Genomic DNA, 24,020 nt, shown 5'->3' on the forward strand with positions numbered 1-24,020 from the left:
CATGCGACTCGAACCGGGACAGGTGGCCGTCGTCACCGGCGCCGCGAGCGGCATCGGCCTCGCCATGGCCCGCCGCTTCGCCGCCGAGGGGCTGAGAGTGGTCCTCGCCGACGTGGAGGAGGGCGCCCTGCGCAAGGCCGCCGACGAACTGGCGGCCGACGGCGCGAAGGTCCTCGCCCGGACCGTCGACGTCAGCGACCGGGACTCCGTGCTCTCCCTCGCCGACGCGGCGTACGAGGCCTTCGGCGCCGTCCACGTGCTCTGCAACAACGCGGGCGTCGGCTCCGGCGCCGAAGGCCGCATGTGGGAGCACGAACCCAACGACTGGAAGTGGGCCTTCTCCGTCAACGTCTGGGGCGTCTTCCACGGGATCCAGGCCTTCGTCCCGCGCATGCTCGCCGGCGGCGCACCCGGCCACGTCGTCAACACGTCCTCCGGCGACGGCGGCATCGCCCCCCTTCCCACCGCCTCCGTCTACGCCGTCACCAAGGCGGCCGTGGTCACCATGACCGAGTCGCTCTACGCCCACCTCAAGGCGGAGGGCGCCCACGTCGGGGCCTCCGTCCTCTTCCCCGGACCGCACATGCTGCGCACCGGACTGTGGGAATCGCACCGCAACCGGCCCGACCGCTACGCGAAGGAGCGGCCGCGCAAGTCCCCGTACCGCAGCCTCGACCAGTACGAGACGGCGATGCGCGAGGCCGGCCAGGCGGTGGAGTTCACGCCGGTCGAGGAGGTCGCCGAGCACGTCGTCGAGGGCATCCTCGCCGACCGGTTCTGGATGCTCCCGGCCAGTGAGCACAGCGACCGGCAGATCCGCGCCCGGTCGCGGTCGATGCTCGACCGCGCCAACCCCGCCTACCTGGAAAGTTTCATCCTCGACTGAGGAGCGTTCGTCGTGAGCGACACCCCGTACGAAGACCCGTACCTGATCATCTCCTCCGACTGCCACGCGGGCCTGCCCACCGAGCAGTACCGCCCCTACCTCGACAGCGCCTTCCACCGCGAGTTCGACGAGTTCCTCGGTCAACGCGACGCGCGCCGCGAGGAGGCCACCCGCCTCGGCGTGCGCAACGAGGCCTTCGCCGAGAAGTGGTTCCACGACCACGAGGAAGGCCTCAAGGGCGGCTGGGACGTGGGCCGACGCCTGAAGGAACTCGACGGAGACGGCGTGGCCGCCGAGGTCGTCTTCCCCGACGCGGACGCCGTCGACAGCCAGACCGCCGCCCCCTTCGGCGTGGGCCTGGGCCTGTCCGGGGACCAGGACCCCGCACTGGGCATGGCGGGCGCGCGGGCGCACAACCGCTGGCTCGCCGAGTTCGTGTCCCAGAACCCCGAGCGCCACTGCGGCGTCGCCCTGCTGCCCATCACGGGCGAACCCGCCGAGGTGGTCGCGGAGATCCACCGGACCAAGGAGTCCGGGCTCGGCGCGTTGATGATCCCCTCGATGTGGGTGGACAAGGCGCCCTACCACGACCGCCGCTACGACCCGGTGTGGGCGGCGGCGGCCGAGACCGCGATGCCCGTCGTCACGCACTCGGGGGCCGCACCCCGCCACGAGTACGGCGACCACCTCGGCATCTACGTCTCCGAGGTCACCTGGTGGCCCTCGCGGCCCCTGTGGTTCCTCCTGTGGTCCGGGGTCTTCGAACGGCACCCCGGGCTGAGGTTCGGCATCGCCGAGTCCGGCTGCTGGTGGCTGCCCAACCAACTGTGGTTCATGGACCGGCTCTACCTCGGCGCGCACGGCGGCAAGAAACTGTCGCCCTTCGCCGAGCTGACGCGCCCGCCGAGCGAGTACCTCGACCGCCAGGTGTTCCTCTGCGCCACGAACACCAAGCGCCGCGAACTCGCCCAGCGTTACGAGATCGGCGTCGACAACATCCTGTGGGGCTCGGACTTCCCGCACCCCGAGGGGACCTGGCCGCACACCCGCACCTGGTTGAAGAACACCTTCCACGACATCCCCGTCGACGAGACCCGCCGCATGCTGGGCCTGGCCGCCGCAGACGTCTTCGGCTTCGACACGGCGCGGCTCGCCCCGCTCGCCCGCCGGATCGGCCCGACCCCGGCGGAGCTCGGCCAGTCCACCGACCAGGCCGCGGTGCGCGCCTCCTGGGCCCGCTCGCGGGAGGTGGGCCGGCACTGGCTCACCGGACACGACTTCCCGACGCTGGGGGTCTCGTGACCGCGCCGGCCGAGGACCGCTACACCGTCGTCTCGGCGGACTGCCACGCGGGCGCCGACCTGCTGGACTACAAGCCGTACCTGGAGAAGCGCCACCACGAGGAGTTCGACGCCTGGGCGTCCACCTACGTCAACCCGTACGAGGACCTCCTCGCGGACACCGCCGACCGGAACTGGAACTCCCGGCGCCGGCTCGCGGAACTCGAAGCCGACGGCATCGTCGCGGAAGTCCTCTTCCCGAACACGATCCCGCCCTTCTTCCCGACCGCCTCCCTGATGGCCCCGGCGCCCACCCGCGAGGAGTTCACCCTGCGCTGGGCGGGCCTGCGGGCCCACAACCGGTGGCTGGCCGACTTCTGCGACGACGCCCCGGGACGGCGCGCCGGCGTCACCCAGATCCTGCTGAACGACGTGGACGAGGCGGTGAAGGAGATCCGCCGCACCCGGGACGCCGGCCTGACCGGCGGGATCCTCCTGCCGGGCGCACCCCCGGGCAGCGGCATCCCCGAGCTGTACTCCGCCGCCTACGACCCCATCTGGGCGGTGTGCGACGAACTGGAGGTCCCGGTCAACCACCACGGCGGCTCGGCCTCGCCCCCGCTGGGGGACGAGCCGGCGGCCCGGGCGGTCTTCATGGTGGAGACCACCTGGTTCTCCCACCGCGCCCTGTGGCACCTGATCTTCGGCGGCGCCTTCCACCGGCACCCGGGCCTCAGGCTCGTCCTGACGGAACAGGGCTCCGGCTGGATCCCCGGCGTGATGGAGATGCTGGACTACTACCACGGCCGCCTGGTCGCCGCCTCGGCCACCGCGGAGGCCAAGTTCGGTGCGGGCCTGGCCCGGTCCATGGGCAAGGGCCCGAGCGAGGTGTGGCGGGACAACTGCTTCGTGGGGGCCAGCTTCATGCGCCCCCACGAGGTCCCGCTGCGCCACCGGATCGGCCTCGACAAGATCATGTGGGGCTCCGACTACCCCCACGACGAGGGCACCACCCCGTTCTCCCGCGAAGGCCTCCGCATCGCCTACGCGGGCCTGCCCCGCGAGGAGGTGGCCGCGATGGTCGGCGGGAACGCGGCCCGCGTCTACGGCTTCGACCTCGCCCGGCTGGACGCGGTCGCGGCCACGTGCGGCCCGCCGGTCTCGGAGGTCGCCGAGCCGCTGACGGAGATCCCCCCGGCCGCCACCAGTCCGGCCTTCGCCCGAGGGGGCTCGGTCCGGGTCTGGTGAACCGGCGGTCCCGCCGGAGCGGCTCAGTCCCTGCGGACGAGCCACTCCGGCGCGATCCGCTCCGCCCCGCTCACGTTCGTGCCCCGGTGCACCTCGACCACCAGGCCCTCCAGATCCGCGAGCGGCGACAGGTCCACCGTGCCCAGGCACTCGCTCAACACCAGCCGCCGCAGACCCCGGAACGCGCGCAACGGCTCCAACGTCCCCTCCAGCGCGCACCTGATCAGGGTCAGCCGGGTCAGCCGCTCGTACGGCAGGAGCGCCTCGATCGCCACCGGCGCGGCATGCCGGATCTGCAACCCGTCCAGGTCCGGCAGCGGCAGCTCCCGCGTCAACTGCCGGTACTGGCCGCTCCCGGCGATCGTCAGCGTCCGCACACCCGGCCACCGGTCGATCCCGTCCAGCGTCATCCGGCGGGCGCCCTGCCAGATGTGCAGCGCGGCCAGGGTCCCCGCCGCCGGGACGTCCCCGATCCGCCGCTGCTCCGGCTCGAACCCGATGACCAGGGAGCGCAGCCCCGCGACCCCGGCCAGCGGGGCCAGCGAGAGCCCGTCCCGCAGGTAGCCGAAGGCGAGGCTGTCCGCCGCCAGCTCGGTCACCACCTCGACACCGGTCACCTGCGGACAGTCCAACACCCCCAGGTGCCGCAGCGTCGGATGCCCCGCCAGCGGGGACAGGTCGGTCAGCCCCGGATTGCGGTGCATGACCAGCCACTCCAGGTCCCGCCGGTCCCGGATCGCCGGCGGGATCGGGCCGTCCCAGGTCAGATGGACCCGGTGGATGTGCCGCAACCGCTCGTAGGTCGCCAACTGCTCGGCCGTGCGCAGGTGCAGGTGGCCCTCGCGGACTGGCGCCCCGGACAGCACCGCGTCCGCGTACGCCTCGTTGGGGAAGCGCCCCCACGAGTCCGACAGCTCGTGCACCACCTCGTACCGGTCGTCCGACCGGAACCCCGCGATCACCTGGAGCGCCCGGTCCCCGCCGACCAGCGCGGCCGTCCGGATCGTCGCGGCCGCCTCGTCCTCGGTGAGGTCGGCGGGCTCCGGCAGCAGCTCCAGGACCAGTTCCCCCGCCTTGGCCAGCTCCTCGGCCTGCGCGGCCGACCGCGGCGGCAGCAGGTGCGCCGTACGGGTCTCCACCTCGTGCCACACCTCCGGGTCCAGCTCGGGGGCGTGCTCCAGGCAGGCCGCCGCCAGCAGCACCAGCCGACTGCGGTCCCGTTCGTTCTCGTCGGCCCGGCGCAGCAACTCCCGCAACAGATGCGCCCGTTCGTCGGGTCTGGCGTGGCCGACCGCCATCCGGAACACGTCGTCCCAGGTGTCCTCGTGCGCGTTGCGCACCAGCACGCCGAAGTCCCGTGACTCCACGGCCGCCTTCGCCCCCAGGTAGTCCTGGAAGACGCGGTGCACGAACTGCACGGAATCCGGGACCGGTTCCCGCAGTAGGCCGGAGCGGATCAGCAGGTGCCGGAACACCTTGCGCGCACTGCCCTGCGCCCGGACCTGCGGCATCGCGTCGAGCCACTCGCCGACCATTTCGATCGCCTCCTCGAAGGAGGCCACCAACTGCCCGTTGCGGATGAGCCAGTACGCCAGCCGCTGGAGCAGCACCGTCTGCTCGTCCCGGCTGAGGTAGACCCCCTCGACCCCCGCTATGTCCCGCTCGGTGTCCCGGCGGACCAGGAGCATGTCCAACGCGGCGTCGTACAGCTCCTTGCGGGCCCGCGGCAGGTGCATCCGGCGGTCCCGGTTCAGGGCGCACAGCAGGGCGCACATCAGCGGGTTGGTGGCCAGCCGGCCCAGGTCCCGGCGCGTGCTCACCGCCTGGATGAGCGACTTCTCGTACGTGTCGAGCTGCTCCCGCTCCTGCCCGGAGACGCCCTCCGCGCGGGCGGAGTCGTGCCAGTGCGTGATGAAGGCCCCGACGCCGTCCCGCTCCATGGGCAGCAGCGACAAGGGGGAGAAGCCGTGCCCGGTCAGCCAGTCCTCCGGGACGGCCGAGGGACGGGTGGTGATCACGAACCGGGCCGTGGGATAGGCGATGAGCAGGGCCCGGAGCCAGGTCTCCGTCCGGTCGCGCAGGCGGGGCGGGACCTCGTCCACCCCGTCGACCAGGACCAGCGCCCGCCCGGCGGAGAGGAGGGACTCCACCCAGCCGTCCGGGGCCCGCAGCGGCACCCCGGTCGCGCTCAGCCAGTCCTGCGGCATCGGCAGCCCCGCGGGGGAGTTGAAGGACCGCAGCGGCAGGACGAAGGGGACCAGGAGGTTCCAGTCCCGCAGGCCCGGGCCGAAGGTGCGGCGGGCCGAGTTCAGGGCCAGCCACTGCACGAGGGTGCTCTTGCCCGAGCCCGCCGGACCGCGCAGCAGCACCCGCTCGGAGGCACCCAGGGCCAGTTCGGTGCTCATCGGGGTGGCCCGGCCCGGCTCCTCCAGCTGCTCGCCGCTGACCGCCAGGCTGATGTACGCCCGGTCCAGCGGCCACTCCCGGCGGGCCTGGCTGAAGGTGAGCCCGAACAACTGGAGCCGCCCGTGCGCCTCGGCGATGTACCGGCCGTACCGCTCCTCGAAGGCGAGCGCCGCGCCGTCGCCGGTCTGCGCGAGTCGGTCCACCGCCCGGGCCAACTCGGCCATCCTGCGGACCAGTTCCACGTCCGCCCGGGCCGAGAAGCCCGGCAGGGTCGTCGCGTACTCCACCACGTGCGTGCAGCACAGTTCGACGAGCCGGCGGTGCACGGACTCCGCCGCGTCGCTCAGGCCCGCCGCGCGCGGCTCGGGGATCGCCGCCGCCAGGGCCGCCGGTCGCAGGTCCGCGGCGAAGAGGGCGTCCGCGTCCAGCCGGCCCACCGCGGCGAAGGTGTCGGCCACCGAGTCCACCACGGCCGACCGCTCGTGGTCCGGCAGCCGGGCCGTCTCCTCGCCCAAGCGGGAGGCCAGGGTGCGGGTCAGGCGACGGATCTCGGGGTCGCCCAGTTCCGTCGGTCGGCGCAGGCGGCCGGCGGGACGGGCGGGGTCGGCGGTCAGGCCGGCGCCGGGGGCCCGGGCGAGGAGGGACTTCAGCAGGGTGGTCGCCGCCGTGCCCGCGACCCGTAAGAGAACCGTCTCGAAACCTGTCATCCCCTCACCCTCCCCTTGACCCCGCCATCATCGCTCGAACCGTCGGTAACACCGATGGATACCGATCGGTAACAACCTCTAGCGGCAGCCCCGAGGCCCGCTCTATGGTGCGGACATGCCGAACCTGCCCGATGTCGTGCTGTGGTCCATACCAGCCTTCGTGCTGCTCACCGTCATCGAGGTGGTCAGTTACCGGCTCCATCCCGACGAGGATGCCGCCGGGTACGACACCAAGGACGCCGCCACGAGCATCACCATGGGGCTGGGCAGCATCGGCTTCGACCTGCTCTGGAAGATCCCGGTCGTCGCGGTCTTCACCGCCGTCTACGAACTCACCCCGCTGCGCGTGCCGTTCCTGTGGTGGACCGCCCTGCTGATGCTCCTCGTCCAGGACTTCCTGTACTACTGGCAGCACCGCCTCCACCACGTGATTCGCATCCTGTGGGCCTGCCACGTGGTCCACCACAGCAGCAAGCGGTTCAACCTCACCACCGCCCTGCGCCAGCCCTGGACCAGCGCCACCACCTGGTGGTTCTACCTGCCCATGGTGGCGCTCGGCGTCCACCCGGCGGCGATCCCGTTCTGCTACGGAATCAACCTGCTCTACCAGTTCTGGGTCCACACCGAGCGCATCGGGAAGCTGCCGCGGCCCTACGAGTACGTCTTCAACACCCCCTCCCACCACCGCGTCCACCACGCCTCGCAGGGCGGCTACCTGGACCGCAACTTCGGCGGCATCCTGATCATCTGGGACCGTGTGTTCGGGTCCTGGGTCGGGGAGACCGACCGGCCCGTCTACGGCCTCACCAAGAACATCGCCACCCACAACCCGCTGCGCGTGGCCACCCACGAATACGCCGCCATCGCCCGCGACGTACGCGCCGCCGGAAGTTGGAGCGAGCGCGCCGGCCGGGTCTTCCGCGGCCCCGGCTGGCAGCCCGCCGCGACCGCCGCCGCCCCGGGCTCCCCGGCCGCCGCCCCCGTGCCCGCCCCGGGCTCCCCGGGCGGCGAACCCGCACCGACCCCGCAGGCGCCCCGGGCCTCCTCGCAGGCCGAGCAGGCCCCCGCCTCCGAGCACGCCGCGTGAGCGCCACCGAGTCCCGCACGCCGTCCTGGGCGCGGGACACCGCCTCCGACGGCGGACGACGGGCCCTCGTCGGCCGGATCGCCCTCGCCGCGTTCGCCGTCGCCGCGGCCGTCGACCTCGGCTCGCTGCTCGCCGACTGGCACCTCGGGCACGTCCTCGCCAAACCCCTGCTGATGCCGCTGCTCGTCGCCCACGTGATCGCGCTCGGCGCCCCCCGACTGCTGGTCGCCGCCCTGCTGTTCGGCTGGGGCGGGGACCTGGCCCTGCTCTTCGACGCCGATGTCGCGTTCCTGGTCGGCATGGGCTCCTTCGCCCTCGGCCACGTCTGCTACCTCGTCCTCTTCGGCCGGCGCGCGACCAACCCCCTCCTCGGCGCCGCGTACGCCCTCGCCCTCGTCGGCACCGTCACGCTGCTCTGGAGCGACCTGCCGGCCGAGCTGCGCGTCCCCGTAGCCGGATACAGCCTGCTGCTCACTGCCATGGCCTACCGCTCCAGCGCCCTCGGCGTGCGCGCCGGGATCGGCGGCGCGCTGTTCCTGCTGTCCGACACCCTCATCGCGACCGGGGTCGCCGAATGGCCCCAGCTGCCCCGGCCCGACTTCTGGATCATGGCCACCTACCTGGCGGCCCAGTACCTGCTGGCCACCGGCGTGCGCCCCCGGGAGGCAGGCGTACGGTAGGTGAGCCCACAAGGCGGGCCCTGCCCACGCCACCCCCCGATCCGGAGGACTGCACCCCCATGCGCGCCACCGTCATCCACGCCCCGCACGACATCCGCGTGGAGGAGGTGCCCGACGCCGCGATCCGGCGTCCGGAGGACGCCGTCGTCCGCGTACTGCGCGCCTGCATCTGCGGCAGCGACCTCTGGGCCTACCGCGGCGAGGCCGCGCGCGAGCCCGGTCAGCGGATCGGCCACGAGTTCCTCGGCATCGTCGAGGAAACCGGCTCCGCCGTCACCGACCTGCGCGCCGGCGACCTGGTCGTGGCCCCCTTCATGTGGTCCGACGGCACCTGCCGGTACTGCGTCGAAGGCCTCCACACCTCGTGCGTGGACGGCGGCTTCTGGGGCTCGGTCGGGCACGACGGCGGCCAGGGCGAGGCCGTCCGCGTTCCGCACGCCGACGGCACCCTGGTCAAACTGCCCGCCGACGCGGCCTCCGACGACCACCTGCTGACCGCTCTGCTGGCGCTGTCCGACGTCATGGGCACCGGCCACCACGCCGCGCTCGGCGCCGGCGTCCGCGAGGGCTCCACGGTCGCCGTCGTCGGTGACGGCGCGGTCGGCCTGTGCGGCGTCCTCGCCGCGAAGCGCCTCGGCGCCGACCGGATCATCGCGCTGGGCCGCCACACCGCCCGCACGGACATCGCCACGCTCTTCGGCGCCACCGACATCGTCGCCGAACGCGGCGAGGCCGCCGAGGCGGCCGTCCGCGAACTGACCGCCGGCCAGGGCGCGCACGCGGTCATCGAGGCCGTCGGCACCGAGCAGGCAAACCCTTTAAGAAGACGCTCTTGCGGATTGGATCAGCCCCGGCCGCGCGCCGGGGCTGACCTGCATCTACGGCACTTTCGCCCTGTCAAGGCCCGCCGCTGCGCCGCCCTTTCAGCGCCTTGGGATTCGCCTCGTCGAGTCCGTCGGCACCGATTCCCCGGGGCGGGCATGGCTCAGCCCCCGGCGCGTCCGTCGGGGGCTGAGTCGGCCACTCCCGCCGCCTGGGGGGCAGGGCAGGGAGGGCCGCTGAGGGGTGCGGGTCTGATGCCCGCATATATGCAAGATCACGCAATGTAGGGTGCACCCTACATACATCCCACCATGATCACGACAGCTTGGACGGGTGTCTCGCGCTGCGCCCGTACCCGCTCATGTCATCGCTAGACGGCAACGCATCGGTGAACAAACGCGCGAAGCGCGACTCTTTCGAGGACTCACTCAGGAAGCCGTTGCCCTGCGGGCCGGCATGGACCGGGCGACGTACGTCCGAATCGAGCAGGGACAATCCAGCCCACTCCTCGACTCTCTGATCCTCATTGCCGATGCCATCGGGGTGCCACTATCGGTGCTGGTCAGGGAGTAGCGGACATGGCCCCGCCAGTGAGTTCTAAGTTCGTTGTTGTGTGCACGTACACACCCTACGGACCTGGCGCCGAAATGGAAGCCTCGATTCCGAAACGAAGCGGTCGGCTCCCCTTGCCACAGTGGTAGCCCCGACCGGCAGCGGGGGGACTGCTGCCAGCCGGGGCGGTTCAGCGGGGACTACGCCTCGTCGTCGTCCGGAACGATGAACCCCCGAACAGGCTGCTGGGGTCCACGTCGGTCCGGGCCGTCCTGCTGCTTGCGCAACTCGGCGACGACATCGGCGTACCTGGGATCGATCCACTCAGTCATGCGCGGCAGCCTACTGCTGGCCCTTGGGCCTGGGGATGATCACGATCGGGCCGTCGTCCGGCGAGTGCTGACAGGCCGCCGCCACCGTGATCAGCGAGTCCTCCGGGCCGCGCCACAGATCCGCGTCCACCGAGTAGCCGGCCGCCTCGATCGCCGCGACCGTCCGCTCGACGTCGCCGTGCGAGCGGGCGCCGGGATCCGGACGCTCAGGCACGTGGTGAACGAAGCCCCCCAGGCCCATGCACAGCGCCTGGTACAGGTGGGTGTGGAGGATGAGCGCGTGCCAGCCCTCATCGACGACACGGGACGGCACGAGGCCCTGCGGGGTGCGGGCCGCGACGGCCAGGAACGCGAGCGCGTCGACCACGATCCGGCCGGCCAGCTCGGGCTCCATGCCCGGGTTGTTGTCGAGGACGGTGTGCATCACGCCGTTGAACTGCGCGTCGCTCAGCAGCCCGCGCGGCGACACCGGCGCCGTGACTCCGCTGGTGACGGCCGGCTTGGGGTCGCCCGGCTTGCTGATACAGGGCGGAGGAACAGGGTTCGGAGTGGTCATGACTTCTCCCTGAGAGTGTGGGAACGTGCGGTCAACGCGTGCCGGCGAGGAACACCACGACCAGCACGACAGCGACGACGAGAACGTCCGCGATGATCCGGCGGCGACTCATCGGAGGGCCTGGATGTTGCCGACGGCCGTCGACATTTCACGGCCGGACGCCATCCGGATGTAGGCCAGCCGGACCCGGAGCGGGGCAGCGAAGGCACGCTCCTGCTCCTCCTCCACCACCGCAGTCAGCTCGCCCTCGGTCCCCGACGCGATGTCACGGACCGGCTGGCCGAGCAACGGATGTGCCAGATGTTCGAAGAGCCGGGGCTTAGCCATCGGCCTGCTCCTCGTCCCCGAGGAACCGCTGCCACCCGGCTTCAGCGCGGGCCAGTAGCTCCGGGCTCGGCTCCGGCGGCACCGGCAAATCACCGTGCCCAGTGCTCTGTTCGTCTGCGCTGCTCGTCGTCATAGGAGGATGATGGCCAGGCACGCAGATGGGCAGATAGGCCATCGCGCGGCCATCCGTGGCCACGTAGCGGCCACGGCCAGGGACACACGCGATGACACCTCACACTGGGGCCATGGGCCACCGAAACGATGCGCTCCGGGCCGCCCGGCTCCGCGCGGGCTGGCGCAGCATGGACGCCGCAGCAGCAGCGATCAGCGCCCACGGGCAACGGTTCCTCGACGACCGCTCGTACGAGGTGTCCGCACGCACGTGGCGGCGCTGGGAGGGCACGAAACCGGGCTGGCCGTCGGAAGAGACCGCGACCGTGCTGCACGACGCACTCGGCCGGTGGCCCGAGGACCTGGGCTTCCGGGCGCCCGCCGGGTGGATCCGACCCGAAGCACACCCAGAGGAAGACATGAAGCGTCGCACCTTCGTCAACGTCACCGCGGCCGCCCTGCTACCCGGCCCAGTCGCCAAGCAGCACGTCGACCCGGCGCTCATCGACTACTTCCAGCAGCAGCTCGAAGGGCACTACGTCGCCGACATGTTCCTCGGCCCGCACGACCTCATCGGCACCGTGTCCGCGCAATACCAGCTCATCGACAAGCTGATCCGCTCCGCCGCTGGCGAGACCCGCCGCGGGCTCCTCCGCGTCGGCGCCGCCTACGCCGCGCTCGTCGGCTGGCTCTACCAGGACGCCGGCGACCTCGGCGCCGCCGCATTCTGGAGGGGCATAACTCAAGAAATCGCGGCCAGATCGAGGGACCCGCACCTCGTCGGCTACAGCCTCGTCAACTTGGCCCAGGTCAGGACCGACCTCGGCGACGGGCACGGCGTCATCGACCTGTGCGAAGCCGCCCTCGACGACGACCGAATTCTCCCCAAGGTGAAGATCATGGCCATGCAGCAGCAGGCCCACGGCGCGAGCCTCACCGGCGACCGCACCGCCGTCGACCGGCTCATCGACACCGCAGGCGGGCTGATCTCCCGCGTGGACGATGACCTCCCCTGGGGCAACGCGTGCCGCCGCACCCCCGGCTACCTGGAGGTGCAGCGGGCCACCTGCTACGGCCGGCTCCGCCTCGGCCGCGAAGCCGAATCGCTGTGGTCGCAAGTCCTGGCTGAGATTCCCGCGACCGCCCGCAGAGACCGCGGCGTGTACCTCGCCCGACATGCCACCGCAGCAGCCGGCGCCCGGGAACCGGATCAGGCCGTCGAGATCGCCCGCGAGGCCGCCGAGATCGCAGCCGAGACCGGCTCCGCCCGCATGCTCCGCGAGCTGGCCACCCTGGAGCAGGCCATGCGGCCATGGCACGATGCCCCGGTAGGTCGGGACCTCGCCGAGATCCTGGCACCTGTGACCGAGGGGGTATGACATGGGCGTGCCGCAGCCGATGACGCACGAGCAGATCGCCGAGCACCTGGCGGACCTGCCGGGCTGGACGCAGGACGGCGACGCGATCACCCGCACGTACCCGATCCGCTACCACGCGGCGGTCGCCGCGATCGTCACGATCGCCGACCGGTCCCGCAGGGTCCAGCATCACGCGGACCTCGACCTGCGCATCGATCACCTGCGGGCGTCGATCACCACGCACGACGCGGGCAACCGGCTGACCCGCGCGGACTTCGACCTTGCGCACCGCATCGACGCCATCGTCGCCGCGCACCAGGGCCTGCCGCTCGACTGACCCCGGACGCACGAAATCGCCCCCTCCCGCCCGAAGGCGGAAGGGGGCACTGTGCTGCTGGGGGAGCGGTCAGGAGACGCCGTACCACTGGGAGGCCCAGCCGGTGTTGATGATCGTGACGGTCTGCTGCGTCAGGTCGAGCGTGGACGGCAGCGACGTCTGCGACGTGAGCATGTTCGAGTACCGCAACCGCGGCGCGCTGAGGCCGCAGTTCACCGTGATCCCCGCGCCCGTCGATTTCAGCGTGAGCAGGTTGGTGGTCCACGTGCCATTGAGGAGCAGCGCAACGAAGTACTCGCCCGGGCTGGCCGTGAACGGCGTGACCAGGTCCACCGACTTGCCGGTCGCACCGGTGAGGAGCTGCGACGAGATGTCGGCCGTGACGCCCTTGAGGGTGCCGGTCGAGTCGTAGACGCCGAGGTAGCAGTTCGCCAGGCTCGCCGAGCCGTCGACACCCGCGAGGCCGAACCAGATCTTCGACCAGGTGATCGACTTGCGGATCTGGAGCTTCACCAGCGTGATCCGGCCCGCGACGCCCGCATTGCTTTGTGCGGTCACGTGCCCCGCGTCGTTCGGGTCCCCGGTCCACGCGAGGAGCCCCTGATCCGAGGGCAGCGCGTATGCCTGCTCCAAGCTGATCCCGGACGCCGACGGGCCCGCCCCGGACACCTTGACGACCTGGAGCGTCGAGCCGGCCTTCAGCGTCACGGCCGTCGCGTTGCTGGTCTGCTGCGCCCACCGCAGGCGCAGGAGACCCGGGGTGGCGCCGGTCGAGACGATGCCGGTCGGCATGGCCATGATCCCGGCCAGCGTCGCCGAGGACGCCATCACACCGACGTCCGAGTTACTGCCGAACTGGCGGGCGGCGACTTTGATCTGAGCGCTACCGTCCGGGACGGTCGTGCCCAACGTGCCCGCGACCGGGGCCCATCCGCCCGTTGCCCCGGCAGGGGCCGTGAACGTCAGCGTGGCATCGGCTGCCTCCGGCCCGTCGAGGAGCAGCAGAGAGCTGAACTGGTAGACGCTGTTGGCCTCCAGGGAGGCGAACAGATGCCCGTCGTCGGCGACCGTGGTGGTCGATGTGCGGGTCTCGTCTGCCGACTTGATCACCGTCTGCGTCAACGCGGACAGAGCCGCCACCGCGCTGGACGCCGCGCTCGTCGCGAACGCCCGGTCGCCGTGCGGGTCGCTCGCCGCAGCATGCGTGGACACCTTCGTGGTGGCCCCGGCCGACGTCTCCAGCAGAGACGTGTCCGCGATGCCGTGCACTGTCGTCGTCGCGCTGGTGTGCGCGGTCATGGCGGCTGCGGTAGCCGCGCCGATTGAGGCCGGGGCGAGCGCGTCGGGCTGGCCCGTGCCATGCGATGCCGCATGCGCGAGCGGGGTCCGAGCGTCCGTCGTCGTCGGGTCCGTCGAGCGGAGCGCGATTGCCGCGCCCGCGCCGGCCGCACCGAGCGGCGGCTGCGGTCCCGTTGCGCCCGTCGCTCCGGTAGCGCCCGTGGCTCCGGTCGCCCCGGTGGCGCCTGCGGGGCCCGGCTCTCCAGTGGCGCCGGTCGGACCAGTTGCTCCGGCCGGTCCCTCTGGTCCCTCCGGCCCTCGGATGTACTCTGCGGCCGCCGGGTCCGCGATGACGAGATCGGTGATGTCGATCGCGCTGACACCCGCGTCGAGCTCGAACGCCCGGCGCCGGTAAGGCCGGTCTGTGATCCGTTCCTCCACGATCCACAGGCGGCCCGTCGCCGGCTCGACCCCGGCCGCGTTCGTCGTCACCAGTGTGACGGAGAACGCGCCGTCGACGAGGTCGACGGTGGTGCCGCCGGTGAGGATCTGGTCACCGGTCTCGTCGGTCCACACGCCCGGGTACGGGGTGAACACGATCCGCCCGGTCTGGGCGCCCTGCGTGGCCGGGTTGGTGTAGGTGCCGGTCACGACGCGCGTCGTCGGCATGACGGCCTCCTCAGTCGATGCTGTACGGGATCAGTTCGGCAGGGATCGCCTCGGGGGTCGTGCCCGACTTGCGGAGCTGCTGGTGAGCGCGCCGCAGCAGACGCATGGCCTGCCGGAGCAGCCGTTCCAGGTTCGTCACGCGCACGGTCTGCGCCTCGACCAGATCGGTGAGGTGGTCGACCTTGTCCTCCAGACCACGGATACGGCCGGAGAAGTGCTGGAAGAGGTCCGGGGACACCTCCAGCGCCGGGGTCGGCCTGTCCTCGTCCGGGTCTGGGACCAGGGCCGGGCCCGCCAGAGCGGGTTTCGGCGCCGAGACCTTCGCGACGAGCACACTGCCTATGACGCCCACGACCGCGATCACCACGCCGAGGACAGTACTTTCAGCGCCCATCGGTCACCCCCTCACATGCGCATCTGCGCGTCCGCCCCCCTGTGACTTGCCCGACGACGACGACCAGCAGAAAGGGTGCGACGTACAGCGGAATTGCGGCCCAGGCGACGTCATACGCCCCGGTCGCGGCTGAAGCGATGAACGCGAGCGCCCACCAGAGCAGCGGGCCAGCCAGGCCTGCGAAGCCCAGCAGGTCCCGCCCGGGGCGGAGTGCTGCGGTGAGCATTCCGGCGAGGCCGCCCGCGATCCAGAAGGCGCCCCAGACCTCCATGCAGGCCAGACTCAGGAGCGGGCCGGTGGCCGACACCACGCCTGGCCGGTCGGTGACGATGAGTCCGATGCCGTACCAGACCCAGCAGGCGCCGACCCCGGCCAGTGCGAGGCCGCGCCAGCCGAGGTGCCGCCACAGGGCGGCCCGCATCACACCGCCTGCGGCGCGGCGGGCTTGACCGGGCTCGACTGCTCGATCGGCAGCCGGCCCACCGGCGCCTCGACCTCACGGTGCTCGACCACAGCCAGGACTGCGGCGACGAGGGACATCCATCCCGCCTGCTCCGTGGCCGTCAGGTCCAGTCCGAAGCCGACGAAGAGGGCCAGCGCGGCCTGTGCGAGTTGAAGGATCGCCGCGCCGGCCGCGCCGGTCTTGAGGACGATCGCCGAGGCGAGTGCGACCGCGCAGGCGAGCAGCGTGTTGATGAGGGTCTGCTGAGTCTCGGTGACGTCCAGGCCGTACGCCGCCCCGAGCTTCAAGGCGATGGCGATGACGGCGAGGATGTAGACGGGTTCACGTCCGAAGATGCGCATGGTCAGGCTCCCGGGGTGGTGTTGTCGGCGACGGTGACGTTGACGTGGACCACCGCGTCGGCGATGGCCTGCTGCACGGCGGCGATCAGGGTGTCGGTGTCGACGTCGTCGGCCCCGTCCCCCACCGCCTTGGCGAGGGCCGCGACCGCGCCCTGAAGCGCGGCGACCTGCGTGGTGAGCGTGTTGAGCAGCCCCCAGGCGTCGGTCTTGCCGGTGCCCTTGTACGCCCAGCCGCCATACGTGGCGACGTAGTTGAGCTGCTCCGCCTGCTGCGGGGTGAGGGACATGTCTTCTTCCTCCGTCGTTCCGAGCGCGTGGGCGAGCACCCGCGCGAAGTCGAGGTTCCCGGGGTCGCCGTGGTCGTTCTCCGGGACATGCTGGTGGCCGAGCCACCCGTAGTAGGCGCCCCACTGGGCGCCCGTCAGGCGGACCCCGTTCGCGCCGTAGGAGCCGCCGGCCTGGCCCTTCTTGTAGGCCTTCCAGACGACGCTGGACTCCATCCGGATGCCGTGCTGGTCGTGCGCCCACCGCACGATCCGGCCCAGCTCGGCGAGCAGCCAGTCCGGGGCGTCCGGCCAGAAGATGTAGTCGATGCCGGCCCGCTTGCCGTCCCACGTCTGCGCGTTCCGCTCGTCGCAGGTCCCGACCAGCTCGAACTGCACCGCGTTCGCCGTGTTCGTTTCGACGCCCCCGGCGAGGTTGACCAGGGCCCGGCTGGAGACGTCGAAGTCGTAGTGCTGGTAGACGCGCAGCTTCCGGGCCGGGATGTCTGGCAGCAGTGTGAAGTTCGGGGCGTCGCGGCCGCCGCGGTAGTCGGGGACGGTGCGGCCCTCGGTGGTGTGGAGGACGCCGACGTTCGACTCCATCGCGTTGCCGGGGAAGTCGTCCTGGAACCAGTACGTGAACGAGGCGCCGGGGTACCTCTGTGGCCCGGTCTTGGGCATGCGAGACCTCCAAGGCATGAGGAACGCCCCGGCCGACGGCGCGGGGCGTGGGGTAGGGGCGCGGGTCAGACGTGCTTGTACGCGAGGCTGATCGACAGGTTGTCGGTGTTGCCCCAGGTGAAAGGCCTGGCGGCATTCCATTCGCCGGCCGTGGCGCCCGTGGCCGAGGTCGGCGACAGCGCCATGACGTACGCGTCGCCGGACAGGACGCGCGCGGCCCCCGGGTAGTAGGCGCCGCCGGGATCGAGGGCCACGGCGGTGCCGAGGTACGACATGCCGGCGGCGCCCAGCGAGGCCGCGGCGAACGGCAGCGCGAAACGGAACTGACCGCCGCCGAATGTGGTGGTGCTGCCGGCCACCAGCGAGATCCTCACCCGGCAGACTCCGCCGGACAGCGCATACTCGCCCTCCAAGGTGCCATTGCCGAGGGAGACGGCGGCGCCGGTCGAGGATGTCCAGGTGGGCGTGTACGTCGTCCAGATCCCGGAGATCAGGTTGAGGCGGGCGGCCGTGGTCCGCATCCCGGCGAGCCATCCGGTGTACGCCATGGGGCCTCCTCAGTAGCTGATGATCGGGGCCTGGTCGAGGCGCACGTCCGCGCCCGAGGCCTGCGATTTGACGACCGTGTTGACGGACCTCGTCACGGTGAACGTCTGCGGCGAGGACGCGCCCGAGATGGCGGTCACCCGCATCACCTCGCCGCCGACCTCGATGTCCACCGGCAGGTCACTGCCCGAGGTGGACCACAGCGGCGCGCCCACCGTCGCAACGGACAGGGACGTCGCGGTGCTGTTGACGCCCGAGGCGAGTGTCGAGCCGTCGGTGTCGGCCCGTCCGGTGACGAGGTCGTCGACCACGGCCACGGTCCACGGCCCGGCCGGGCTACAGGACAGGACGATGTCCCAGTCGTTGGGGTGACCGATGGTCTCGGTGTAACCCTCGACGATGAGGTCAATGGGGCCGGGCGGCAGCCAGCTCGGGGGGTTGATGATCTGGATGCGGTCCCCGATGTCCAGCTCCAGGATCGCCGGGATCAGGTGCGGTGCCGCAGCCAGATCTACGTGCACGGTGGGGTATCGGGCCTCGCCCCACGTACCGATGTGCAGCAGGTGCCCGGCGATCTGATCCGTCTGGGCATCGGTGGCCAGGGACAGGGTCTGTGAATCGTCGTAGGTGCCGACGCCGGCGGGCGGCGCCTGCACGGACAGGGCGCCGCTCTCCAGCACCGCGCGTGCGGAGGAGCCGCCCGAGCGGGTGACGGTGCGGTCGTTGCGGACCCGCTGGTCGTCGTCGACGGGCTCCAGCGGCGGCGCCACCTCCCCGGGCGCCGAGTAGTCGAGGGTGAGCGCGATCGGCAGGTTGTAGTACGACTCACGTGCGCGGTAGCGCAGGGCCAGGGCGTCGCGGTCCTCGTACAGCACGCCGCAATCTGAGGCCTCGCACTCCTCCAGCAGGGCCAGCAGCGAGGCGGGGCGCTGGGGTCCCATCGCGGTGCTGGCGACGTCGCTGAAGATGGGCACGCCCTCCTCCGCGCACAGGCGGTTGAGGCGGACGGATGCCCCCTCGCCGAGCCATCCGTCGTCAGCGCCCTGGTACATGACCGTGCTGGTGTCGCTGAACACGCCAAGGTGCCCGAGCCGCAGATCGGCCGCGAGCGGCCCGAAAACCGTGTTGACGGCAGTGACGGTTCCGGGGCTTGCCGCCACCGTGACGTCGTTGCCCCAGCCCCCGCCGGAGACGTCGACCCAGCCGACGCGAAATTTCGCGTTCCCGCCGCCCATGTCCGTGGCGGTGACCTCGAACCGGGTCCAGGCTCCGTGGAAGCCGAAGCCGGCGGTAAGGACGGCGACGGTGACGACGGTGGCGCCGGCCGCGTCGTAGCCGGTGAGCGTCACGGCGGTCGCGTCCACGGTGATCACGACTCGGCGGGCGGTGCCGGTGGTGGCGCACTCCAGCATGGTCGTGGTGCCGGCAGGCGCGGTCTGCCAGTAGTAGACCAGGCCGACCAGCCAGGAGCCGGTAGCCGCGTGCGCGGGGACCGTGCCGCGCATGCTCGCCGCCGCGTTCAGTTTCGGGACGGCTTTCGATCCGCCGAGCGTGTCATCCGCGGCGAACTCGAAGCCGGTCACCTGTAGCGGTGCCACGCCGGGGACAGGTGAGTATGCCTGTGTCGCGTCGCGGTCCTCCTCCATGGGCCAGTACGCGCGGGGGCTGCCGACGGGCGGGATCCGCCGGCGCAGCGTGGAGTCCAGCGCTTTGTCGCCCTGGCCGAGGCGGCGCATGATGCCGGCTGCCTCGACGGGCACGTACACGTCCTGCCCCGACGGATCCCAGCGGGCCGGCCAGGACGAAGCCTCGGCGTGCAGCCTGTACTGCCGGTTGCTGATCGACGCGGCGCCGCCGACCGTCCAGGTGCGACCGGCCGTGTCGGCCCACGAGGTGGTGCCCGGAGTCAGGGCCCGCATGTCCGGGGCGGCCACCACGGTGCCGCCGATACCGGACCGCACCTCGGCGCGGACGTAGCGGCGGGCCAGCTGACCGAAACTTGTGCCGGTCGTGTCCCCGAGCTCCAGCGGGGCGGTGCCGCTGTAGATGGAGGTGACACCGGCGGTCACGACAGGATCGCCGAGCTGCGTCCAGGGCCCGGCCAGGGTAGTTGCCGTGTAGAACGTGACGGTGTTTCCGCCCGCGCCGTTGTTGACATCAAGTGTGGCGCGGACGGCCATACGACGCAGCACCGGGACCGGCTGCGTCGCCACGATGAAGGTGTATCCGGACGTTCCGTCGGGCGACCAGCGGAACTGGGGGTGGCCGCTCGGGCTCATCAGTAGCAGCCAACTGCGCTGGTTCCCCGTCGCCTGGTACTTGCCCATGATCTCCCAGATCGGGGCGGCGTAGGTCCCGACCCAGGCGGACGGGATCATCTCGACGCGCACGTCGATGTCGCCGGTGATGTCCAGGGACGCGTGATCCGGGGTGGAGATCTGAGCGCCCGCCACCGCGGGTACGTCGAGGTACGAGTAGCTGCCCGGGACCGAGAACCGAACCGGTGTGTTCCTGCCGATCAGCCCGTAGTTGATGCTGCGGGCATTCCTCGGGGAGTACTTGTTGGCGCGGTTGTCGAGCTGGAAGGTGGCCTTCGCCGGGTCCACTCGGGTGGCCTCGTCGGGCCGGCCGCGCTCGATGGTGAGCGGGCCCCGGGCGTACAGGTCGGCGGTGATGTCCGTCCAGGTCCCGCCGATCTGTAGCTCGGCGAGGAGCTCGATGGGTGTCGTCGGGTACGCCACAGCGCCCCTCCTCTCTGCTCTGCTGGGTGACGACGTCCTCAGGCCTCAGGCCAGCACCCCGCCCTTGACGCGGGCGGCCTTCCTCCAGACCTTGATCAGGTCGCTGTCGGTGCCGGTGAAGTCGATCCTCACGATGACCTGCTGGGGTCCGCCGTAGCCGGGGCGGGTCAGCGGGGATCCGGCGGCGGCGCTGCCCATCTGCGTGCCGGCGCTCATCGCCAGCCCGGACGACGGGGGCGTGACGAGACCGGCCATGGCCGCGTCGACTTCGCCGCGTCTGGCCTCGATGCCGACGACGACACCGGCCGGGATCCACTGCCCGACCTCAGCGGCCAGGAGTTTGGAGGGCGACGCGATCCCCAGCGCCTTGGCGATGGGCCCGGGGATCATGCGCTTGGCCCAGCCCATGAGGGTGGAGCGCAGCCAGCCGCCCATGCCCTGGATGCCGTTCCAGATTCCGTTGACGATGTCGCGGCCGGCGCTGTAGAGCCACTGTCCGGCGCCGGAGAAGATCGACCTGATCTGTCCGGGGAGCGCACGGATCCGGCCGACGACTGCCGCGATCTGGTTGATCGTGATGGACTTGACGTAATTCCACACGGCATTCCACGCGGCGGACGTCCAGGCCTTGATCTGGTCCCAGTAGCGGTAGATCAGCAGCGCGAGGCCGATCACGGCGGCGATGATCCAGCCGATCGGGCCCATCGCGATCAGCCACTGTGCGGCCATCGTCGCCGCCCAGATGACGGCCCGTGCGGCCATCAGCACGAACTGGATCGCGGCTGTCGCACCGGCGCGCACGACTGCCGCGATCCACGTACCGATCGAGACCAGCGCCGAGCCGGTCCACGCGGCCGCCGTGGTGATACCTGAGACGACGGCCCCGGCGGCGATGCGTAGGTAGACCATCAGTCCGATGCCCATCATGCGCAGCCAGTTGCCCATCACCGTCCAGGTGGAGGCGCTGATCACGGCGTTAGCGCCAGCCACGATGGCGGAGATCGCCGAGTAGGTGATCATGGCGCCGCGCACCACAAGAACGGTCGCGGCCAGGCCCATCAGCGTGTACGTCAGGGGCACGAACACGCCCTGGTTCTTCATCGCGAAGTCCAGAAACCCGGCGGAGACCTCGGTCAGTTTGCCGAGGGCCTGGTTCTTGAACGCCTCCAGCTTGTGCGAGGCGGTGCCCTCGATGCCCTTGACGAGTGCGTCCGTTGATCCGGCGGCCTTGTCCATGCCCGCAGCCGCCGCTGCCGAGGCTGGGTTGAGGGCGTACAGGGCGTCGCCCATGATGTTCGCCGGGTCACCGAACAGCGCGCTCGCACTGTTCAGGCGGACGGTCGCGTCCTTCGTTCCGCGCAGCGCGTCCGTGGTCATCTGGAAGGCCTTCGTTGCGGAGGCCCCGCCCTCCCGCATCATCTTGGTCATGGTCGTCCCATTGAGGCCGATGGCCTTGTAGGCCTCGTCAACGGACTTGCCGCCCTTGAGGGCCGTCTCACCGAAAATACCGATGGCGTCCGCAACTTGGTCTGCGTCTCGCGCGCCGGCCTTGATGCCCTGGGCGATGAGCCCGGTGGCGACCTTGCCGTCCACGCCCACCCGGCGCCACTGGGTGGCGTACTCGTTGAGCGTCTCCAGGTAGTCACCGCTCTTGTCGGCCGCGGACTGTAGGCCGGTGGTGATGATGTCGAAGGCTTCCTCGGCGGACTTGGCGAGGCCCGTGCGCATGAGCTGGCCGACCGCGGCGGTGGTGACGCCGAGGTCCATGTCGAAGGTCTTGGCGAGAGCGAGGGTCTTGGTCGTGACACCCTCCAGGCCGCCCTCGATCTTGGAGGTGTCACCGATGTTCTGGTACACGCCCTTGATCGCGAGGTTGACCTCCTCGACGCTCTCGCCCCACGCGTTACCGAAGACCGACGCGGACGCCTTCGCCGTCACCGCGGCCTCGGCCGGACCGAGCCCCAACTGGGCGGCCAACTTCGCGTTCGCCGCGTCCACGTTCATCGCGTTGGCGATGCCGATCCCGAGGGCCGCACCCACCCCCGCGCCGATCGCCGTGGCTGACGCAGTAAAGCGGTCCGCGACTCGGTCCATCACGCCGGACGCGCGGTCCCTCGCAATGAGGTTGAAGACGAGCGAGGTATCCGACACGGGGCACCTCCCTCATCGTCTGTTCACTTGTTCTGCGCGTTGCGCTGCGCCTTCTCGTAGGCGTCGAGCCAGTCGAGAACGGCGTCCGTCTCCTCGACCGTCATCAGCCCCCACTCCCAGGGCCGGACGTTCATCAGGTGTGCCGCGTCGCCGAGGCGGGTCAGCCGACGACGGGCAGCCCCGCTTTTCCCTCGTCCTCCGTGTCGTCGAACGCCGTCTCGATCTCGGCGTCGAAGTGGGCCAGGGCCGCAGCCCGCTCCTCGCCGGTGGCGCGCTCGGCCGCCTCGGCGCGCATCAGCTCCAGCTCGCTGCGGGAGTACTCCAGCTCCAGCTCGTCCCACGCGAAATCGACGTCGTCGTACTTGACCCCGGGGTGGTCGCGCTTGAGGTACATGAACAGCAGCGCGCGCCGGCAGACGGAGTTACCTCGGAGGACGTCCTGGCTGAACTCGGTGAAGGGGAGGCCGGTGCGGCGCTCCAGCATCTCCCGCTCGGCCGACATCAACTTGCGGGGGTTGTACTTCCACCGCTTGGGCTCGTCGCTGCCCTCGGGCTGGTAGACCAGGTACATCGTGGGTGCTCTCTCTCAGTTGACCCGGTTGGCGATGCGCTCGGCGGTGGACTCCATCGCCTCGTGCACGGCGCGCTTGTACCGGGCGGTGTCGTAGACCAGGGCGTGATCGAACCAGTGGGCGGCGCCGTACTGCTGCACCCAGGAGTCAGCGCGCCCGTACACCAGGTGCCGCCACCCGCGCGGCCGGTTGGTCCTTTTCGGGGCGTTGACGAAGCCCTTGGCCGTGCGGGTCTTGAACGCCTTGACCCTGGCCCCGGACCAGTTACCGCCGAGCTTGACTTCCGGCCTGATCTTCTTCGCGATGGCGGCGCGCAGCGCGGGCGAGGTGCCGGGGCCGGCGGACGACATGCCCATGATTGCGCTCTTGGCCTGCTCGGCCCCCGGCTTCAAGGCGGCGCGCATGTTCTTCGCGAGTTCCTTGCGGAGCTCCTTCCCGTCAGACTCCGCACGCAGGGCCCGAGCCAGGGCGTCGAGTCCCTCATGCGTGCAAGTCAGCTCGAAGGGAGGACCGGAGGGGGACATCAGGCGGTGGCGCGGGTGACGGCCCCGGACGTCGGGAAGGTCACCGACACGCTGGCCTCGTCACCGACACCGCCCTCGATCGGCTTCCACTCTTTGATCAGGCAGGAGCCGGAGTACTTCGGGTTGGAGGTGCCGACCGCGGCCTGGTCGGCGCGGACCTCGAACGAGACAACGCTACCGAAGAGCGGCCACATGATCGAGTCGATCGCGGACGCGGCGACGTCCTGGAGGAACTCAACGCCGAGTTCGCCCGACTTCAGGCCGCCCTTGACTTCCTTCCAGCCGAGGCTGCCGTAGGTCGTGACGTCCTTGTCTTCCACCTCCATCCCGAGCTCCGCCTTGCGGGTGGAGCTCGACACGTCGGTGCCGTTGATCGCGAGGTACTGCGCGAGCAAGACCATCTTGGGCATGGGATCACCTTTCTGGGCACAGCGAACAGCCCGGGACCAGTGGTCTCCGGGCTGAGGCGGGTGGGACTGCTTACTTGATGCGTTCCGGCGCGTAGCGGGCCAAGATCTCCAGGGCCCAGGCCACTTTTTCGTCGACTCGCTGGCCCTTCGGGTGGTGCGACGACCACAGCTCTAGTGCTGCTCCGCGAAAGTTCGTGGAGGGGGGTTCAGGCTTCCTGGAGGGGGCTGGCGGCGTAGGTCCACTTGAAGGGGCGGGCGGTCTCGTTCCGTTTGATCATGTAGTCGTCCATCTTGGCGA

At 70.9% G+C, this 24,020-nt stretch carries 24 protein-coding genes; 9 read left to right on the forward strand and 15 right to left on the reverse strand.

All coding sequences use genetic code 11. The annotated features are described in order from the left end of the window. The first annotated feature begins 1 nt into the window (after window position 1). The 3 genes from OTB19_RS04430 to OTB19_RS04440 are packed head-to-tail and all read left to right on the forward strand — an operon-like array spanning window position 2 to window position 3,414. Window positions 2-886 carry an SDR family NAD(P)-dependent oxidoreductase gene (locus OTB19_RS04430; RefSeq protein ID WP_267796604.1) on the forward strand — a complete coding sequence of 295 codons (885 nt, stop codon included), beginning with the start codon at window positions 2-4 and terminating at the stop codon, window positions 884-886. A 12-nt stretch (window positions 887-898) separates the two neighbouring features. After that, the gene (locus tag OTB19_RS04435; RefSeq protein WP_267796605.1) at window positions 899-2,188 is read left to right on the forward strand and encodes an amidohydrolase family protein; all 1,290 of its coding nucleotides are present in this window, start codon (window positions 899-901) and stop codon (window positions 2,186-2,188) included. Further along, complete coding sequence (locus OTB19_RS04440; protein WP_267796606.1) at window positions 2,185-3,414, forward strand: amidohydrolase family protein; 1,230 nt, start codon at window positions 2,185-2,187, stop codon at window positions 3,412-3,414. The genes OTB19_RS04435 and OTB19_RS04440 overlap by 4 nt, the downstream gene beginning before the upstream one ends. Window positions 3,415-3,437: 23 nt before the next feature. On the opposite strand, the gene OTB19_RS04445 is transcribed toward OTB19_RS04440, so the two are convergent. Beyond that, a complete protein-coding gene (locus tag OTB19_RS04445; protein ID WP_267796607.1) occupies window positions 3,438-6,527 on the reverse strand; it encodes an NACHT domain-containing protein in 3,090 nt (1,029 codons plus the stop codon). 115 nt (window positions 6,528-6,642) lie between these two features. On the opposite strand from OTB19_RS04445, the gene OTB19_RS04450 reads away from it, so the two are divergent. The 4 genes from OTB19_RS04450 to OTB19_RS04465 are packed head-to-tail and all read left to right on the forward strand — an operon-like array spanning window position 6,643 to window position 9,689. Then, window positions 6,643-7,614 (forward strand): sterol desaturase family protein, encoded by a 972-nt coding sequence (locus OTB19_RS04450; RefSeq protein ID WP_267796608.1) that lies wholly within the window; start codon window positions 6,643-6,645, stop codon window positions 7,612-7,614. Then, a complete protein-coding gene (locus OTB19_RS04455; protein ID WP_420716793.1) occupies window positions 7,611-8,294 on the forward strand; it encodes a lysoplasmalogenase in 684 nt (227 codons plus the stop codon). Before OTB19_RS04450 ends, OTB19_RS04455 begins: the two co-directional genes overlap by 4 nt. Before the next feature lie 59 nt (window positions 8,295-8,353). Next, window positions 8,354-9,403: an alcohol dehydrogenase catalytic domain-containing protein gene (locus OTB19_RS04460; protein WP_324290501.1), complete on the forward strand. Its 1,050-nt coding sequence runs from the start codon at window positions 8,354-8,356 to the stop codon at window positions 9,401-9,403. Window positions 9,404-9,449: 46 nt separating this feature from the next. Next, window positions 9,450-9,689: a helix-turn-helix domain-containing protein gene (locus OTB19_RS04465; protein WP_267796609.1), complete on the forward strand. Its 240-nt coding sequence runs from the start codon at window positions 9,450-9,452 to the stop codon at window positions 9,687-9,689. 179 nt (window positions 9,690-9,868) lie between these two features. On the opposite strand, the gene OTB19_RS04470 is transcribed toward OTB19_RS04465, so the two are convergent. The 3 genes from OTB19_RS04470 to OTB19_RS04480 all read right to left on the reverse strand — a co-directional run bounded on the left by OTB19_RS04470 (window position 9,869) and on the right by OTB19_RS04480 (window position 10,883). Continuing rightward, window positions 9,869-10,000: a hypothetical protein gene (locus OTB19_RS04470; protein WP_267796610.1), complete on the reverse strand. Its 132-nt coding sequence runs from the start codon at window positions 9,998-10,000 to the stop codon at window positions 9,869-9,871. A gap of 10 nt (window positions 10,001-10,010) precedes the next feature. Beyond that, on the reverse strand, window positions 10,011-10,556 hold the full coding sequence (locus OTB19_RS04475) for a glycine-rich domain-containing protein (RefSeq protein ID WP_267796611.1): 546 nt from the start codon (window positions 10,554-10,556) through the stop codon (window positions 10,011-10,013). Between the two features lie 108 nt (window positions 10,557-10,664). Further along, a complete protein-coding gene (locus tag OTB19_RS04480; protein ID WP_267796612.1) occupies window positions 10,665-10,883 on the reverse strand; it encodes a hypothetical protein in 219 nt (72 codons plus the stop codon). 245 nt (window positions 10,884-11,128) lie between these two features. On the opposite strand from OTB19_RS04480, the gene OTB19_RS04485 reads away from it, so the two are divergent. Both OTB19_RS04485 and OTB19_RS04490 read left to right on the forward strand, forming a co-directional pair. Beyond that, window positions 11,129-12,373, forward strand: coding sequence for a Twin-arginine translocation pathway signal (locus tag OTB19_RS04485; protein WP_267796614.1), 1,245 nt, complete (start codon window positions 11,129-11,131; stop codon window positions 12,371-12,373). Between the two features lies 1 nt (window position 12,374). Beyond that, window positions 12,375-12,689: a 4a-hydroxytetrahydrobiopterin dehydratase gene (locus tag OTB19_RS04490; protein ID WP_267796616.1), complete on the forward strand. Its 315-nt coding sequence runs from the start codon at window positions 12,375-12,377 to the stop codon at window positions 12,687-12,689. A gap of 69 nt (window positions 12,690-12,758) precedes the next feature. Here the strand turns inward: OTB19_RS04490 and OTB19_RS04495 are convergent, their stop codons facing one another. The 11 genes from OTB19_RS04495 to OTB19_RS04545 form a co-directional block, all read right to left on the reverse strand. Beyond that, complete coding sequence (locus OTB19_RS04495) at window positions 12,759-14,636, reverse strand: collagen-like triple helix repeat-containing protein (RefSeq protein ID WP_267796617.1); 1,878 nt, start codon at window positions 14,634-14,636, stop codon at window positions 12,759-12,761. Window positions 14,637-14,646: 10 nt separating this feature from the next. After that, window positions 14,647-15,030, reverse strand: a complete 384-nt coding sequence (locus tag OTB19_RS04500) for a hypothetical protein (protein WP_267796618.1) — start codon at window positions 15,028-15,030, stop codon at window positions 14,647-14,649. After that, a complete protein-coding gene (locus OTB19_RS04505; RefSeq protein WP_267796619.1) occupies window positions 15,020-15,451 on the reverse strand; it encodes a hypothetical protein in 432 nt (143 codons plus the stop codon). The genes OTB19_RS04500 and OTB19_RS04505 overlap by 11 nt, the downstream gene beginning before the upstream one ends. Then, window positions 15,451-15,834 carry a hypothetical protein gene (locus OTB19_RS04510; protein WP_267796621.1) on the reverse strand — a complete coding sequence of 128 codons (384 nt, stop codon included), beginning with the start codon at window positions 15,832-15,834 and terminating at the stop codon, window positions 15,451-15,453. Before OTB19_RS04510 ends, OTB19_RS04505 begins: the two co-directional genes overlap by 1 nt. A gap of 2 nt (window positions 15,835-15,836) precedes the next feature. Further along, a complete protein-coding gene (locus OTB19_RS04515; RefSeq protein WP_267796622.1) occupies window positions 15,837-16,778 on the reverse strand; it encodes a hypothetical protein in 942 nt (313 codons plus the stop codon). A gap of 65 nt (window positions 16,779-16,843) precedes the next feature. After that, window positions 16,844-17,326, reverse strand: a complete 483-nt coding sequence (locus tag OTB19_RS04520) for a hypothetical protein (protein ID WP_267796623.1) — start codon at window positions 17,324-17,326, stop codon at window positions 16,844-16,846. A 9-nt stretch (window positions 17,327-17,335) separates the two neighbouring features. After that, the gene (locus tag OTB19_RS04525; RefSeq protein ID WP_267796625.1) at window positions 17,336-20,065 is read right to left on the reverse strand and encodes a hypothetical protein; all 2,730 of its coding nucleotides are present in this window, start codon (window positions 20,063-20,065) and stop codon (window positions 17,336-17,338) included. A gap of 45 nt (window positions 20,066-20,110) precedes the next feature. After that, complete coding sequence (locus OTB19_RS04530) at window positions 20,111-22,216, reverse strand: phage tail tape measure protein (RefSeq protein WP_267796627.1); 2,106 nt, start codon at window positions 22,214-22,216, stop codon at window positions 20,111-20,113. A gap of 160 nt (window positions 22,217-22,376) precedes the next feature. Then, the gene (locus OTB19_RS04535; RefSeq protein WP_267796628.1) at window positions 22,377-22,787 is read right to left on the reverse strand and encodes a hypothetical protein; all 411 of its coding nucleotides are present in this window, start codon (window positions 22,785-22,787) and stop codon (window positions 22,377-22,379) included. A gap of 15 nt (window positions 22,788-22,802) precedes the next feature. Further along, window positions 22,803-23,192, reverse strand: a complete 390-nt coding sequence (locus OTB19_RS04540) for a hypothetical protein (protein WP_267796630.1) — start codon at window positions 23,190-23,192, stop codon at window positions 22,803-22,805. 119 nt (window positions 23,193-23,311) lie between these two features. After that, complete coding sequence (locus tag OTB19_RS04545; protein WP_267796632.1) at window positions 23,312-23,722, reverse strand: hypothetical protein; 411 nt, start codon at window positions 23,720-23,722, stop codon at window positions 23,312-23,314. Window positions 23,723-24,020 lie beyond the last annotated feature (298 nt).

The organism is Streptomyces sp. H27-H5, from assembly GCF_026627505.1.
GTDB lineage: Bacteria > Actinomycetota > Actinomycetes > Streptomycetales > Streptomycetaceae > Streptomyces.

Bases quoted from the DNA above. Each gene is read 5' to 3' on its own strand.
- OTB19_RS04480 (WP_267796612.1), bottom strand. From the start codon at position 10,883: ATGGCTAAGCCCCGGCTCTTCGAACATCTGGCACATCCGTTGCTCGGC.
- OTB19_RS04500 (WP_267796618.1), bottom strand. From the start codon at position 15,030: ATGGGCGCTGAAAGTACTGTCCTCGGCGTGGTGATCGCGGTCGTGGGC.
- OTB19_RS04510 (WP_267796621.1), bottom strand. From the start codon at position 15,834: ATGCGCATCTTCGGACGTGAACCCGTCTACATCCTCGCCGTCATCGCC.
- OTB19_RS04535 (WP_267796628.1), bottom strand. From the start codon at position 22,787: ATGTACCTGGTCTACCAGCCCGAGGGCAGCGACGAGCCCAAGCGGTGG.
- OTB19_RS04460 (WP_324290501.1), top strand. From the start codon at position 8,354: ATGCGCGCCACCGTCATCCACGCCCCGCACGACATCCGCGTGGAGGAG.
- OTB19_RS04490 (WP_267796616.1), top strand. From the start codon at position 12,375: ATGGGCGTGCCGCAGCCGATGACGCACGAGCAGATCGCCGAGCACCTG.
- OTB19_RS04495 (WP_267796617.1), bottom strand. From the start codon at position 14,636: ATGCCGACGACGCGCGTCGTGACCGGCACCTACACCAACCCGGCCACG.
- OTB19_RS04505 (WP_267796619.1), bottom strand. From the start codon at position 15,451: ATGCGGGCCGCCCTGTGGCGGCACCTCGGCTGGCGCGGCCTCGCACTG.
- OTB19_RS04430 (WP_267796604.1), top strand. From the start codon at position 2: ATGCGACTCGAACCGGGACAGGTGGCCGTCGTCACCGGCGCCGCGAGC.
- OTB19_RS04515 (WP_267796622.1), bottom strand. From the start codon at position 16,778: ATGCCCAAGACCGGGCCACAGAGGTACCCCGGCGCCTCGTTCACGTAC.
- OTB19_RS04450 (WP_267796608.1), top strand. From the start codon at position 6,643: ATGCCGAACCTGCCCGATGTCGTGCTGTGGTCCATACCAGCCTTCGTG.
- OTB19_RS04545 (WP_267796632.1), bottom strand. From the start codon at position 23,722: ATGCCCAAGATGGTCTTGCTCGCGCAGTACCTCGCGATCAACGGCACC.
- OTB19_RS04445 (WP_267796607.1), bottom strand. From the start codon at position 6,527: ATGACAGGTTTCGAGACGGTTCTCTTACGGGTCGCGGGCACGGCGGCG.
- OTB19_RS04475 (WP_267796611.1), bottom strand. From the start codon at position 10,556: ATGACCACTCCGAACCCTGTTCCTCCGCCCTGTATCAGCAAGCCGGGC.
- OTB19_RS04520 (WP_267796623.1), bottom strand. From the start codon at position 17,326: ATGGCGTACACCGGATGGCTCGCCGGGATGCGGACCACGGCCGCCCGC.
- OTB19_RS04485 (WP_267796614.1), top strand. From the start codon at position 11,129: ATGGGCCACCGAAACGATGCGCTCCGGGCCGCCCGGCTCCGCGCGGGC.
- OTB19_RS04540 (WP_267796630.1), bottom strand. From the start codon at position 23,192: ATGCGCGCCGCCTTGAAGCCGGGGGCCGAGCAGGCCAAGAGCGCAATC.
- OTB19_RS04470 (WP_267796610.1), bottom strand. From the start codon at position 10,000: ATGACTGAGTGGATCGATCCCAGGTACGCCGATGTCGTCGCCGAGTTG.